General features: G+C 63.4%; 11 protein-coding genes and 1 pseudogene. 8 read left to right on the forward strand and 4 right to left on the reverse strand.

Annotated elements, in window-relative coordinates; translation table 11 throughout:
- Positions 1-33 precede the first annotated feature (33 nt).
- The 5 genes from I8N66_RS08060 (at position 34) to I8N66_RS08080 (ending at position 5295) form a co-directional block, all read left to right on the forward strand.
- Positions 34-1137 (forward strand): class I SAM-dependent methyltransferase, encoded by a 1104-nt coding sequence (locus I8N66_RS08060; RefSeq protein ID WP_291151914.1) that lies wholly within the window; start codon positions 34-36, stop codon positions 1135-1137.
- A gap of 150 nt (positions 1138-1287) precedes the next feature.
- Complete coding sequence (gene pgeF / locus I8N66_RS08065) at positions 1288-2082, forward strand: peptidoglycan editing factor PgeF (RefSeq protein ID WP_291151917.1); 795 nt, start codon at positions 1288-1290, stop codon at positions 2080-2082.
- A 1-nt stretch (position 2083) separates the two neighbouring features.
- Positions 2084-3235 (forward strand): Xaa-Pro peptidase family protein, encoded by a 1152-nt coding sequence (locus I8N66_RS08070; RefSeq protein WP_223725107.1) that lies wholly within the window; start codon positions 2084-2086, stop codon positions 3233-3235.
- 89 nt (positions 3236-3324) lie between these two features.
- Positions 3325-4155 carry a hypothetical protein gene (locus tag I8N66_RS08075; protein ID WP_291151921.1) on the forward strand — a complete coding sequence of 277 codons (831 nt, stop codon included), beginning with the start codon at positions 3325-3327 and terminating at the stop codon, positions 4153-4155.
- A 207-nt stretch (positions 4156-4362) separates the two neighbouring features.
- Entirely contained in the window at positions 4363-5295 is a 933-nt protein-coding gene (locus I8N66_RS08080) for a ribose-phosphate pyrophosphokinase (protein WP_034788749.1), read from the forward strand.
- Positions 5296-5894: 599 nt separating this feature from the next.
- Here the strand turns inward: I8N66_RS08080 and I8N66_RS08085 are convergent.
- On the reverse strand, positions 5895-6923 hold the full coding sequence (locus I8N66_RS08085; RefSeq protein WP_291151926.1) for an aldo/keto reductase: 1029 nt from the start codon (positions 6921-6923) through the stop codon (positions 5895-5897).
- 116 nt (positions 6924-7039) lie between these two features.
- Here I8N66_RS08085 and I8N66_RS08090 point away from each other — a divergent pair, with 116 nt between their 5' ends.
- Positions 7040-7945: a LysR family transcriptional regulator gene (locus I8N66_RS08090; protein WP_291151929.1), complete on the forward strand. Its 906-nt coding sequence runs from the start codon at positions 7040-7042 to the stop codon at positions 7943-7945.
- Between the two features lie 15 nt (positions 7946-7960).
- Here the strand turns inward: I8N66_RS08090 and I8N66_RS08095 are convergent.
- The 3 genes and pseudogenes from I8N66_RS08095 to I8N66_RS08105 all read right to left on the reverse strand — a co-directional run.
- Positions 7961-8353 (reverse strand): annotated as a pseudogene (locus tag I8N66_RS08095) (DUF779 domain-containing protein); the annotation flags it as partial.
- 155 nt (positions 8354-8508) lie between these two features.
- Positions 8509-10017: an aldehyde dehydrogenase gene (adh, locus tag I8N66_RS08100; RefSeq protein ID WP_291151932.1), complete on the reverse strand. Its 1509-nt coding sequence runs from the start codon at positions 10015-10017 to the stop codon at positions 8509-8511.
- Between the two features lie 281 nt (positions 10018-10298).
- On the reverse strand, positions 10299-11255 hold the full coding sequence (locus I8N66_RS08105) for a helix-turn-helix domain-containing protein (RefSeq protein WP_113535473.1): 957 nt from the start codon (positions 11253-11255) through the stop codon (positions 10299-10301).
- Between the two features lie 248 nt (positions 11256-11503).
- Here I8N66_RS08105 and I8N66_RS08110 point away from each other — a divergent pair, with 248 nt between their 5' ends.
- Together I8N66_RS08110 and I8N66_RS08115 are read left to right on the forward strand one after the other, a co-directional pair.
- Entirely contained in the window at positions 11504-12685 is a 1182-nt protein-coding gene (locus tag I8N66_RS08110) for a benzoate/H(+) symporter BenE family transporter (protein ID WP_291151938.1), read from the forward strand.
- A 235-nt stretch (positions 12686-12920) separates the two neighbouring features.
- The gene (locus I8N66_RS08115) at positions 12921-13529 is read left to right on the forward strand and encodes a 50S ribosomal protein L25/general stress protein Ctc (RefSeq protein ID WP_113535475.1); all 609 of its coding nucleotides are present in this window, start codon (positions 12921-12923) and stop codon (positions 13527-13529) included.
- Positions 13530-13627 lie beyond the last annotated feature (98 nt).

Here is a 13627-nt window from a genome sequence, read left to right on the forward strand (position 1 = left end):
CTTCCGGCCGCCTCCCGCTAACTGGACGAAGGCATGACGACACCACTTGCGGACAAGATCAAGGCGCTGATCAAGGCTCACGGGCCGATCAGCGTCACCGACTACTTCTCTCTTTGCCTGGCGGATCCGGAGCACGGCTACTACCGCGTTCACGAACCCTTCGGCAAAGAGGGCGACTTCACCACGGCGCCGGAAATCAGCCAGCTTTTCGGTGAGATGATCGGCGTCTTCCTCGTCCACGCCTGGCAGCAGCACGGCAAGCCCGAGGGCGCTGTCATCGCCGAAATCGGTCCCGGCCGCGGCACGATGATGGCTGACATGTTGCGGGTGGTGCGTCGCCTTGCCCCGGAGCTCTACGCATCCGCCGGCGTGCACCTCGTCGAAACCAGCGAACGCCTGCGCAAGGTCCAGTCCGAGACCCTTGCCGCCCATGGCAACAAGGTCGAATGGCACGCAAGCTTCGAGACCTTGCCCGAAGGCTTCCTGCTGCTTGCCGCCAACGAGCTGTTCGATGCCATTCCGATCCGGCAATTCGTGCGCACCACGCAAGGGTTCCGCGAGCGCATGGTCGGCCTTGACGCCAATGGCGACCTCACTTTTGCCGCCGGCGTCGCCGGCATCGACCCGGACCTCTTGCCGACGCCGGCCCAAAGTGTGGCCGAGGGCACGATCTTCGAGATCGCCCCTGCCCGCGACGCCGTCATGTCCGCGCTTTGCGAGCGGCTGAAGATCAGCGGCGGCACCGCGGTGATCATCGATTACGGCCACCTCGCCACCGGCTATGGCGACACGCTGCAGGCCGTCCGCGATCACGAATATGATCCGCCTCTCGCAAGCCCAGGCCGGGCCGACCTCACCAGCCATGTCGATTTCGAGCAACTGGCCCGCCGCGCCAAGACCGACGAGGTACAGATCAACGGCCTTGCGCACCAGGGCGATTTTCTTGTTGGACTTGGTCTTCTGGACCGCGCCGCGGCACTTGGCCGCGACAAGGACGCACTGACGCAAGAAGGCATTCGCCAGGACGTGGAAAGGCTTGCCGGCGCAGGCGCCGGAAAGATGGGCGAACTCTTCAAGGTTCTGGCCGTCAGCAGCCCGCCGGTGCCGCTTTCGCCTTTCCGCAAACCGAAGGCCTGAGCCCTTCCCGGACGGCCCCGTGCCGTTCGGGAATTGACAGCCCAGCCATCGCGGGTCAACATCGCGCCGGCAAATCAGCCGTCATTCGCCGGGCCGGAGCGCGCCCCCAAACCCATTGAATCTCTTCATAAAGCAAAGGCAAATATACCGATGCAGCATGACGCCGCGCTTTCTCCCGTGCAAAGCTCGCTTTTCGGCGAGAAGGCCGGGCCGGCAATCGCCCATGGTTATTTCACCCGCCAGGGCGGCGTTTCCGAAGGGCTCTATCGCGGCCTTAATGTCGGCCTTGGCTCGAAGGACGAAAGAGCCCATGTCAACGAGAACCGCACCCGCGTCGCGGGCTGGTTCGGCGCGCCGCTGGAGCGGCTGGCGACGTTGCATCAGGTCCATTCTCCAGACGCCGTCATCGTCGATGAGACCTATGACGGTACCCGCGCCGAAGCAGACGCGCTGGTGACGGCGACGCCGGGCATCGTGCTCGGCGTTTTGACCGCCGATTGCGGCCCCATTCTCTTTGCCGATGCCCAAGCCAATGTCGTCGGCGCGGCCCATGCCGGCTGGAAGGGCGCGCTCGGCGGCGTCCTGGAAAGCACCATCGACGCGATGGTCTCGCTCGGTGCCCGGCGCGACCGCATCGTCGCCTGCCTTGGCCCGTCGATCAGCCGCCGCAACTACGAGGTCGGCGCCGAATTCGTCGAGCGTTTCGTCTCATCGGATGACAGCTATGCATCCTACTTCAGACCGTCCGAGCATGACGGCCACGCGATGTTCGATCTGCCGGGTTTCACCATCCGGCGGTTGACCAAAGCCGGCGTAACCGCCGAAAATCTCGATATCTGCACCTATGCCGACGAGGAGCGCTTCTTCTCCTACCGTCGGACGACCCACAGGCAGGAGCCGGATTACGGCCGGCAGATTTCCGCCATTTGCATACGGGGGACCTGACATGGCGCTTCAATTTGCCCAGGAAGAATATGCAGGCCGCCTCGAGCGGCTGACGGAGAAGATGCGCGAGGAGAAGCTGGATGCGGTGCTGCTCTTCGCCCAGGAGAGCATGTACTGGCTGACGGGCTACGACACCTTCGGCTACTGCTTCTTCCAGACGCTGGTCGTGAAGAAGGACGGCTCGCTGGTTCTGCTGACGCGCTCGGCCGACCTGCGCCAGGCGCGCCACACTTCCAACATCGAGCGCATCGAAATCTGGGTGGACCGGGCCAACGCCGATCCGACCCTGGATCTCAAGAACCTGTTGAGCGAACTCGACCTGCTCGGCTGCCGCATCGGCGTCGAATACGACACTCACGGCATGACTGGCCGCGTCGCCCGCCTGCTCGACCGCCAACTCCAGACCTTCGGCGAGCTGATCGACGCCTCGTATCTCGTCAGCCGCCTGCGGCTGATCAAGAGCGACGCCGAGATCGCCTATGTCGAGAAGGCCGCAAGCCTTGCCGACGATGCGCTCGATGCCGCGCTGCCGCTGATCCGTCCGGGCGGCAACGAAGCCGACATCCTCGCCGCCATGCAGGGCAAGATCCTGGCCGGCGGCGGCGACTACCCTGCCAACGAATTCATCATCGGCTCCGGCGCCGACGCGCTGCTCTGCCGCTACAAGTCCGGGCGCCGCGTGCTCGACAGCCAGGACCAGCTCACCCTCGAATGGGCCGGCGTCAGCGCCCATTACCATGCGGCGATGATGCGCACCGTCGTCGTCGGCGAGCCGACCAACCGTCACCGCGAACTCTACAGCGCCTGCCGCGAGACGATCCAGGCGATCGAGATGGTGCTTCGTCCCGGCAACACCTTCGGCACGGTCTTCGACATGCATGCGAAGATCATGGACGAGCGCGGCCTTGCCCGTCACCGCCTGAATGCCTGCGGCTATTCTCTCGGCGCCCGCTTCTCGCCCTCATGGATGGAGCACCAGATGTTCCACATCGGCAACCCGCAGGAGATCGAGCCGAACATGTCGCTGTTCGTGCACATGATCATCATGGATTCCGACAGCGGCACCGCCATGACCCTTGGCCAGACCTACCTCACGACGACGGATACCCCCCGTGCGCTCTCGCGCTATGGCCTGGACTTCATTTCTGCTTAGGGAAATCCGCCTAGACTTGCGTTCGTACTGGCAGACGACAGGAGACGTTTCAGGAAACTGCCGCGAAGAAACGGACGGACGGTTTGAAAATGCGAAAGCTCACCACGCCCATCGTAGCTTTTGGCCTCGCCATTGCCCTGGCCGGCTGCAACAGCACCGAGATGCTGACGCCACAGGTTGACGTCGGCGGGGGAACCTTCCGCTCGCCACCGGTAACGCAATCCGACCTCGACGCCATGTCGACGCAGACGGCAATGGCGCCGATGCAGCGCGAACCGGTCAGCCAGACCACCGCCTACTCGCCTCCGTCGAACACGCCGACTGCCTATGCCACTGGCGACGCGACCTATACGGATCCGGCCGGCACCTTCGAGGGACAGGCAAGCCGACTTGCCGCCGGCTCAGCGCCGGTCCAGAACACGATCGAGAGCCGCCAGGCACCGATAGAACAGGCACCAGTTCAGCACACCCCGGTCCAGCAGACGGCGGCTGCGGCCGAGACCGTCCAGACCCAGCCGAGCGTCGCATCGCTGCCGAAGGCAAGCGCTGCCACCAGTGGCACGATCCGCTTCCTGCCGATCATCGGCGCGCCGGTCCAGGCGGTGACCCCGCTCTCCAAACAGCTGGGCGCCGAAGCGCGCGCGCACGGCTTGACGATCAAGGGCTCGGGCGATGCCAGCAGCGAACATATCCTCAAGGGGTACTTCTCGACGCTGAAGGACGGCGACAAGACGACGGTCGTCTATGTCTGGGATGTGCTCGACGGCAGCGGCAATCGCCTGCATCGCATCCAGGGGCAGGACTCGGTTCCCGGTGCCGGCACCGACTTGTGGAGCGGAGTGCCGGCGACAACCATGCAGGGAATCGCGACGAAAACCATCAACGCCTACCTCGAATGGCGACAATCTCAGGCCGGTTGACACAAAGTTTTTAGGATATTGGCCTTCGCGGCGCAGCATTCCCCTTGCATTCAAGTTCAGTCTCGCTAAAAAGCGGCCGATCAGCTCTGAACGGCGGCCATCCGCAAAGAATGACCGCGATTGGAATGGCTCTCGGAATCTGCGCGGAACACACCGCTACCGGAAAAGTACCGGACGGTGACCGCGCCAGCTCAAGGCGGTCCGTCAATGAAGGTTTTCGCAGGTAATTCGAACCGGCTGCTGGCCGAAGCGATCTGCAACTATCTCAACCTGCCTCTCGGCAAAGCGACGGTACGCCGTTTCGCCGATCAGGAGATCTTCGTCGAGATCGGCGAAAACGTGCGCGGCGAGGATGTGTTCATCATCCAGTCGACATCTTTCCCCACCAACGATCACCTGATGGAACTGCTCATCATGATCGACGCGGTGCGCCGCTCTTCCGCTCGCCGCATCACCGCCGTGCTTCCCTATTTCGGCTATGCCCGCCAGGACCGTAAACCTGGTCCGCGCACGCCGATTTCGGCCAAGCTCGTCTCCAATCTGATTACCGAAGCCGGCGCCGACCGCGTGCTGACGCTCGATCTTCACGCCGGCCAGATTCAGGGCTTCTTCGATATCCCGACCGATAACCTCTATGCGATCCCGATCCTGGCGCGCGACGTCAAAGAAAACTACGATCTCAAGAACGTCATGGTCGTTTCGCCTGATGTCGGCGGCGTGGTTCGCGCCCGTGCGCTCGCCAAGCGCCTCGACTGTCTGCTGGCGATCGTCGACAAGCGTCGCGACCGTCCGGGTGAATCCGAAGTCATGAACGTCATCGGTGACGTGAAGGGCAAGGACTGCCTGCTGATCGACGATATCGTCGATTCCGGCGGCACGCTCTGCAATGCGGCCGAAGCTCTGTTGAAGAACGGCGCCACCAGCGTCACCGCCTACATCACCCACGGCGTTCTCTCCGGCGGCGCGGTCGCCCGCGTCACCTCGTCGATGCTGAAGGAACTGGTCATCACCGACTCGATCCAGCCGACGACCGCCGTCCAGTCCGCCCACAACATCCGCGTCATCTCGACCGCGGGCCTGCTCGGCGAAGCCATCAGCCGCACGAGCCAGGAAGAGTCGGTTTCGAGCCTCTTCGATTGAGGTCATCGCAACACGCGAATTCGTGAAACAACGCCGGCGCGAAAGCGTCGGCGTTTTTCGTTAAGCGACCAGTAGCGCAATCGAGGCAGTCTGAATGAGAGCTGCAACAATCTATCAGCACGCGGGTATGCTTTACGTTCACAGTTCATCAAAGACGACTGTCGGAATTTGGATTCTCAATGCTCCAGTCTTGAGTGTGAACAAGACTGATGTCGGAGAACTGGGTCGCGCGATTAGGGAGTGCCTGGCAGCATCTTGCGAGAATGTCCCGCACCCGAGGTCGTTCACAAACCTATTCGATCCGGTGCTCGCCCGAGCGGGGGTGAAATCGGCCGGCGGTTTCTTGAAAGCAGCGAAATGCGTAGAGGTCGAAACGAGCGGTGAGGCAACGGTAAGCCTGATCCCGACACGAAATGAGGGCATCAAGAGCGGGTTCGTTCCGCTACCGGGCAAGGCGGTAAGCGTCATTGGTTCAGACGACGAGCTAGGTTTCGCAGCGATTGAGGCACTCGCAACATCGGAATGACGAGACAATCTCGCGGATTCCCCAAACTTACGCCGGCGTCCAAGCGCCGGCGTTTTTCGTTGTAAGGATGCCGCTAGCGGCCGAGCGCCTGCACCAGCGGCTGGTCGGAAAGATTGTCGATGAACCAGTTGGGATAGACTGGCGCCGGCACGGTTTCGGCGTCGAGCGCCGAGAGCTCCGCCGCCGTCAGGATGAGATCGGCCGCCCCGAGATTGTCCTTGAGCTGGTGCGCCTTGGAAGCGCCGAGCAGCACGCTCGTCACCGCTTGTTTCGCCAGCAGCCAGGCGATCGCCACCTGCGCCACGCTCGCCCTGCGCGTGTCGGCAATTGCACGCATACGCTCCACCAACTTGAAACCCTTTTCCTTGTCGAAGGGCAGGATATCGAAGCCGGAATAGCGGTTGTCCGGATCGCCGAGGTTTTCACGGCTGTACTTGCCCGACAGGAACCCCGATGCCAGCGGGCTCCAGACCATCAGCCCCAGCCCGTACCGCCGCATCATCGGGATGACGTCACGCTCCACATCGCGACCGAGCAGCGAATAGTGCATCTGGCCATGGGTGAAGAGTGCCAGACCGTTGGCCTTCTGGATCTCAAGCGCTGCCGCCACCTTCCAAGCCGACCAGTTGGAAAAGCCGATGTAGCGCACCTTGCCGGAGCGTACGACCGCGTCGAGTGCGGATAGCGTTTCCTCGAGCGGCGTATGCGGGTCTTGCTTGTGCGCGATGTAGACGTCGATCCAGTCGGTGCCGAGGCGCTTGAGGCTCTGATCCACCGACCAGAGGATATGACGGCGCGAAAGCCCCGACTGGGTGAGCGGCGTGCCGGTGCGGAAACCGACCTTGGTGGCGATCACCACCTCGTCGCGACGGGCCTTCAGCGCCTCCCCGAGGATCCGTTCCGATTGCCCGGACGCATAGGCGTCGGCCGTATCGAAGAAGTTGATGCCCGCATCGAGCGCCTGCCCGACCAGGGCATCGGCGGCTGCCGCATCGGTCTTGTAGATGGCACCGATGCTGCGGTCTCCGGCGGTAAAGGTCATCGCGCCGAAGGCAAGGCGTGAGACCACCAGACCGGTGTTTCCAAGCGTCGTGTACTGCATGTCGATCTCCATTGCTTGAAGGTGAAGCGGTGTCAGGGAGACGATGCCAGAGTTGATTATGAGGAAAAACGGCTGCTATCTTCAAAGCCTGAGAAGCAAAACTTCATAATGAGCCAATGACGATCGACCCTTTCAACGGATTGAGAGAGTTCCTGGCGGTTGCCGAGGCGGGCAATTTCACCGCTGCGGCTGCCAACCTCGGTGTCACGCCCAACGCCGTCAGCCAGACGATCCGGGCGCTCGAAGCCCGCCTCGGCCTGCAGCTCTTCGTGCGCACCACCCGGCGCGTCGCGCTTACCGAGGCGGGCCTCGCCTTTCTTAAGCGCGTGCGTCCTGCCGCCGCCGAGATCGCGGACGCCTATGAGTTGCTCGGCGATTTTCGCGACCGGCCGATGGGCAATCTCAGGCTGACCGTGCCGCGCATGGCGATCCCTCTGGTGCTGGCGCCGCTCCTGCCGCGCTTTCGCCAGGCATATCCGGACGTTTCCGTCGAAGTCTCCATCGACGATGCCGCCGTCGATATCACCGAACACGGCTTCGATGCGGGTATGCGCATCGGCGAAGCGATCGAGCGCGACATGATTGCCGTCCGGCTGACGCCCGATATCACCTGGGCCGTGGTCGGCTCGCCCTCCTATTTCGTCAAGCACGGGCGGCCGTTGACGCCCGAGGACCTGACGCGCCACGAAGCCATCCGTTATCGCTATCCGGGATCCGGCACGATCTACCGCTGGGAGTTCGAGCGCGAGGGACGCGATTTCTCGGTCGATGCTCCGGGCGCCCTCACCGTCAATGATTTTCAGATGCTGGTGGAGATGGCCGAGGCCGGCACCGGGCTTGCCTATCTCCCGGATCTTTCGGTGCGGGATGCCGTCACAACCGGCCGCCTCGAACGGGTGCTTGAAGCCTATCTGCCGACTTCACCGGGTCTCTTCATCTATTTCCCGGCCAAGGCGCAGACGCAGCCGAAGCTGCGGGCCTTCCTCGACCTGGCTGCAAAAGTCATGCGGGAGCGGAAATAGTTCCTCAGTTTTCCGTCCGAGGAAAACGACGGGACAGGCCTCGCCGCCGCCAAAGAGCCGCGAGCGCGTCAGAAAGCGCCTCTCCCGTCCATTGTCGAGCGAGAACATCCCGCCCCTGCCCGGCACCACGTCGATGATCAGTTGCGTGTGCTTCCACACCTCGAACTGGCTGGCGCTGATATAGACAGGCACGCCGCCGATCTCGCCGAGCTTCACGTCATTGTCGCCGACGATGTAGTCATCGGCCGGATAGCACATCGGCGACGAACCGTCGCAGCAGCCACCGGACTGGTGAAACAGGATATCGGGGTGATCGCGCCGGATTTCGGCGATGAAGGCCAGCGCCGCATCCGTCGCCAGCACGCGGGGTTCGTTGATCCCGGTCGTTCCTGTCAGGTCGATGGACATGGCAAGCCTCTTGTTCGAACGCACATATTGCATTGGTCGGCTGAGGCGCGGGTGGAGAGCACACCTCAGCCGCCGATCGAGCCGGACGGACGGTGGAGAATACCGTCCCTCCGGCTCCTGTTGCCTTCCCCGGCGGCGGGGAAGGCAGTTTCCGATCAGAAGAAGCCGAGCGCCTTGGGGCTGTAGCTCACCAGCATGTTCTTGGTCTGCTGGTAGTGATCGAGCATCATCTTGTGGGTCTCGCGGCCGATGCCGGACTGCTTGTAGCCGCCGAAGGCCGCATGGGCCGGATAGGCGTGGTAGCAATTGGTCCAGACGCGACCGGCCTGGATTTCGCGGCCGAAGCGGTAGCAACGGTTGGCGTCGCGGCTCCAGACACCGGCGCCGAGGCCGTAGAGCGTGTCGTTGGCGATCTCCAGCGCTTCGGCTTCCGTCTTGAAGGTGGTGACCGAGACCACGGGCCCGAAGATCTCCTCCTGGAACACGCGCATCTTGTTGTGACCGCGAAACACCGTCGGCTTGACGTAAAAGCCTACCGACAGCTCGCCCTCAAGCACGTTGCGGCCGCCGCCGGTCAGCACCTCGGCGCCTTCCTGGCGGCCGATATCGATATAGGAGAGAATCTTTTCGAGCTGCTCGCTCGACGCCTGCGCGCCGATCATCGTGGCGCTGTCGAGCGGATTGCCCTGGCGGATCGCCTCGACGCGTTTCACCGCCCGCTCCATGAAGCGGTCATAGATGCTCTCCTGTACGAGCGCGCGGCTCGGGCAGGTGCAGACTTCGCCCTGGTTCAGCGCGAACATGGCGAAACCTTCGAGCGCCTTGTCGAAATAGTCGTCGTCCTCGGCGAGCACATCGGCGAAGAAGATGTTCGGCGACTTGCCGCCAAGCTCCAGCGTCACCGGAATGAGGTTCTGGCTGGCATATTGCATGATCAGCCGACCGGTCGTCGTCTCACCGGTAAAGGCAATCTTGGCGATGCGCGGGCTGGTCGCAAGCGGCTTGCCGGCCTCGAGCCCGAAGCCGTTGACGATGTTGAGCACGCCGGCCGGCAGCAGATCTCCGATCAGCTCCGCCCAGACGAGGATCGAAGCCGGCGTCTGCTCGGCAGGCTTGAGCACGACGCAATTGCCGGCGGCAAGCGCCGGCGCCAGCTTCCAGGCAGCCATCAGGATCGGGAAGTTCCAGGGAATGATCTGCCCGACGACGCCGAGCGGCTCGTGGAAGTGATAGGCGACCGTGTCATGGTCGATCTCACCGATCGAACCTTCCTGCGCGCGGATGCAGGACGCGAAATAGCGGAAATGGTCGATGGCCAGCGGAATATCGGCCGCCATGGTCTCGCGGATCGGCTTGCCGTTGTCGAAGGTTTCGGCCCGCGCCAGGAGTTCGAGATTGTCCTCCATGCGGCCGGCGATCTTCATCAGGATGTTGGAACGCTCGGCGGCAGATGTGCGGCCCCACTTCTCGCGAACGGCATGGGCGGCATCGAGCGCCAGCTCGATATCGGCGGCATCCGAGCGCGCCACCTGGCAAAGCACGCCGCCGGTCACCGGCGTCGTGTTGTCGAAGTAGCGCCCGGCCACCGGCTCGCGCCATTCGCCGCCGATGAAGTTGCCGTATTTCTGCTTGAACGGGCTTTCGATGATCTTCTGATGCAACATGGTCATTCCTCCCTGAGAACCAGCAACGAGCTGTGTGTAGGAAGGTGAAGTCGAATGCGGGTCTTCGATAGAGCCACGCGAGCGGCGGTACGGAGAACTGTTTCAGAATTGAGACAGCTTGGCGCCGATGGTCATGCTGCGATGCAGCAAGCAGGGAGCAGAGCGTAGCGCTCACCCCTCATCCTGCTGCCGGGAGCTTCTCCCCGTGATAGGCCACGTCCCTTCTCCCCGCCTGCGGGGAGAAGGGTAGGATGAAGGGCACCCTCCGCTGTGATCGGAGATCAGTTGACCGAGAGCCGCTTCATCTTGCGGTAAAGCGTGGCGCGGCTGATGCCGAGCAGTTCCGCCGCCATGGAGACGTTGCCATTGGCGCGCGAAAGCACACGTCGAAGCGCTGCACGTTCCGCATCGGGAAGCTCGGCGGCGTCGCCTGACGTATCTTCCTTCAGAAGATCGGAGGCCGGAACCCCGGCAGCGATGCGCCGGTCGTCGAGATCGAGCCATTGGCGTGCCGCACGCGTGGCGCCGAGCACCAGGTCGTCGCGGTCGACGGCGAGAAGCGCAGGCCCGGCACGATCCACTGGCACCAGCACGATCCGCGCACCGGCGAAGGCACGACGGAAGAGGCCGGCCTCGATGCGCGCGGCGGCATCGCGCACCGCCTGCGACAGGATCGACATCGTGATCTCGGATGCATCGTCGCGGCAAGTGGAGATGTCGATGGCCGCCGCCAGCCGGCCGCGATGATCGCGGATGGGTGCTGTCGCGCAGCTCAAGCCGATATTGCTGCTGAGGAAATGCTGATCGCGCTGGATGACGACCGCGCGCTCGTCGGCAATCGCCGTGCCGATGCCATTGGTGCCGACACTCGCCTCGCTCCACACCGTTCCCGACCAGAGCCCGACGCCGCGAAAATCGGCGTCGTCGCCGACCGCTCCGCGCCGCTCCAGTGCCACGCCGTCATTGTCGGTGAGGAGCAGGCAGCAGCCGGCCTTGCCAACCGTGGCAAACAAGCGGTCGAGCTCGATGCCGGCTTCCGCCAGCAGTTCACCCGAACGCTCGCGCACGGAGTGGAACTCACTGTCGAGCAGCCGCAGCGGCGTGCGCGCTTCCTCCGGAGCAAGCTTGTGCAATGTCATGCAGCGGCGCCAGGAGGCGGCCACAGGCGAGCTCGCCGCTGCCGAAGACTGGTGCGCGACCCGATAGACAAGTTCCGAATGATCCCTGACGACAGGCATCGCCTTCCTCCCTGGAAGCGTCGACCGGCGACGACGGATGCAACCGATCTCCCAAACGGCGCACCTGCTTGGGCGGCACTATAGCCAACGATCTCCGCAAAGGTCCAGCCAGACGAAGGTTCGAGTGCCGGCACCCGTCAGCGAGTTTGATCGGTGCATCACGCCGCCGATATCGACAGCGCGCGCGAATGTGCTAGGCGAAAGGATCATATCGCCGCGACTCAACCCCACAACAGCCGGTTGCCGCCATGCTTCGTGACTTCTCGCTCCAGAGCCTCTTCATGGGCCTGCTGATCGCCTTCGTCGGCTTCGCCAGTTCCTTCGCCGTCGTGCTGCACGGTCTGACCGGCGTCGGCGCCAGCGAAGCGCAGGCCGCCTCGGGGCTGATGGCGCTGTCGATTTCGATGGGCGTCTGCGCGATCGTCATCAGCACCGTAACGCGGCTGCCGGTCAGCATCGCCTGGTCGACGCCGGGTGCCGCATTGCTCGCGAGTGCCGGCGTCGTCGAAGGCGGCTTCAACGCGGCCGTCGGCGCCTTTCTCCTCTGCGGGTTGCTCGTTGTCATCGCCGGACTCTGGAAGCCGTTGGGCCGCCTGGTCTCGACCATCCCTGCCCCGCTCGCCAATGCCATGCTTGCCGGCGTGCTGCTCAGCCTCTGCTTCGCGCCGGTAAAGGCGATCGCCTTCAATCCGTTCTTCGGCTTGCCGATTCTTCTCGCCTGGGCCGTCGTCGGCAGCGTCAACAAGCTCTACGCGGTTCCGGCGGCACTCATCGCCTTCGTGCTGGTCATCGCCTTCGGCGTCGAAATCCCGGAGGGCGCGTTCTCCGCTCTATCCTCGGCGCTGGTGCCGACCGTGGAATTCGTAGTGCCGCAGTTCAATGTGGCGGCCATGGTCAGCATCGCCCTGCCGCTCTTCATCGTCACCATGGCCTCGCAGAACATTCCCGGCATCGCGGTGCTGAAGGTCAACGACTATCACCCCGCCCCCGGCCCGCTGTTTGCCACCACCGGCCTCTTTTCCATGCTGAGCGCCCCCTTCGGCGGGCACGCGGTCAATCTGGCCGCGATCACCGCAGCCATGTGCGCCGGCAGCGATTCCCACCCCGACCGCGCCCGGCGCTACTGGTCGGCCATCAATGCCGGGGCTTTCTACATTGTCTTCGGCCTGCTCGCAGGTGTCGTCACCAGCTTCGTCAGCCTTGCACCTTCCATCCTGATCGAGGCGGTGGCGGGCCTCGCCCTCGTCGGCGCCTTCGCCAGTTCCGCCATGGCCTCCTTCACCGAGGCGAAGACCCGCGAAGCGGCCGCCATCACCTTCCTCGTGACAGCCTCCGGCGTCAGCTTCGGCGGTGTTTCCGGCGCATTCTGGGGGCTGATTGCCGGCGGCCTGATGCTGGCGCTCGCGCGCTTCACCGCGAAAAAGGCTTGAGCGCACCGCAACTTCCCACTTGATCTCCGGCGCGACGTTGCCGCAAATCCGCTGTGCACTTTGGCGCGACATGCTTTAAAACCGCGGCAAAGCTTGCATTTACGGGCGATCTCGTCTATGCACCGCCCCGTCCGCGTAGACACCCTTGGAGGCAACGCGGATGAAGCCCATGCGGCTTCGGTTCATCCGCACTGCCGGATGAGCTCTCCAGATTTAGACATAGAAAGGTCTACCCATGAGCCACGCAACTTATGAGCTCAAGGCCGAGACGCGCGAACGGGTTGGTAAGGGGTCCTCCCGTGAACTTCGTCGCAACGGTCTTATCCCGGCTGTCATCTACGGTGACAAGCAGGCCCCCCTTTCCATCGCACTCTCCACCAAGGAAGTGACGATGAAGATCCACGCCGGCGGTTTCATGACCACCGTCGCAACGATCGACGTCAACGGCGAAAAGATCCGCGTCCTGCCGAAGGACTACCAGCTGGATCCGGTCCGCGACTTCACCATGCATGTCGACTTCCTGCGCGTCTCCAAGGACAGCCAGGTTACCGTTGAAGTTCCGGTTCACTTCGTCAACGAAGAAAAGTCCCCGGGCCTGAAGGCTGGCGGCGTTCTGAACATCGTTCGCCACGAAGTCGAACTCAACGTTTCGGCTAACGACATTCCGGAATTCCTGACCGTCGATCTCTCCGGCCTCAAGGTCGGCGACGCCGTTCACATCTCCAACATCAAGCTGCCGAAGGGCGCGACCCCGGTTATCGCCGACCGCGACTTCACTGTTGCAACGATCGTTGCTCCGGCCGGTGGCGTGAAGGAAGAAGCCGAAGGCGAAGCAGAAGCCTGATTGGCTTTTGGGTGACTGGCGAAAGCCAGTCCCGCTGCACTTCATCGAGAGCCCGTCCCATTCGCTTGGGGCGGGCTTTCTGCATTGGCGCACGGGCC

The organism is Ensifer sp. SSB1, assembly GCF_016652895.1.
GTDB lineage: Bacteria > Pseudomonadota > Alphaproteobacteria > Rhizobiales > Rhizobiaceae > Ensifer.

Bases quoted from the DNA above. Each gene is read 5' to 3' on its own strand.
- I8N66_RS08085 (WP_291151926.1), bottom strand. From the start codon at position 6,923: ATGCAGTACACGACGCTTGGAAACACCGGTCTGGTGGTCTCACGCCTT.
- pgeF (WP_291151917.1), top strand. From the start codon at position 1,288: ATGCAGCATGACGCCGCGCTTTCTCCCGTGCAAAGCTCGCTTTTCGGC.
- I8N66_RS08070 (WP_223725107.1), top strand. From the start codon at position 2,084: ATGGCGCTTCAATTTGCCCAGGAAGAATATGCAGGCCGCCTCGAGCGG.
- I8N66_RS08115 (WP_113535475.1), top strand. From the start codon at position 12,921: ATGAGCCACGCAACTTATGAGCTCAAGGCCGAGACGCGCGAACGGGTT.
- I8N66_RS08075 (WP_291151921.1), top strand. From the start codon at position 3,325: ATGCGAAAGCTCACCACGCCCATCGTAGCTTTTGGCCTCGCCATTGCC.
- I8N66_RS08060 (WP_291151914.1), top strand. From the start codon at position 34: ATGACGACACCACTTGCGGACAAGATCAAGGCGCTGATCAAGGCTCAC.
- adh (WP_291151932.1), bottom strand. From the start codon at position 10,017: ATGTTGCATCAGAAGATCATCGAAAGCCCGTTCAAGCAGAAATACGGC.
- I8N66_RS08080 (WP_034788749.1), top strand. From the start codon at position 4,363: ATGAAGGTTTTCGCAGGTAATTCGAACCGGCTGCTGGCCGAAGCGATC.
- I8N66_RS08090 (WP_291151929.1), top strand. From the start codon at position 7,040: ATGACGATCGACCCTTTCAACGGATTGAGAGAGTTCCTGGCGGTTGCC.
- I8N66_RS08110 (WP_291151938.1), top strand. From the start codon at position 11,504: ATGCTTCGTGACTTCTCGCTCCAGAGCCTCTTCATGGGCCTGCTGATC.
- I8N66_RS08105 (WP_113535473.1), bottom strand. From the start codon at position 11,255: ATGCCTGTCGTCAGGGATCATTCGGAACTTGTCTATCGGGTCGCGCAC.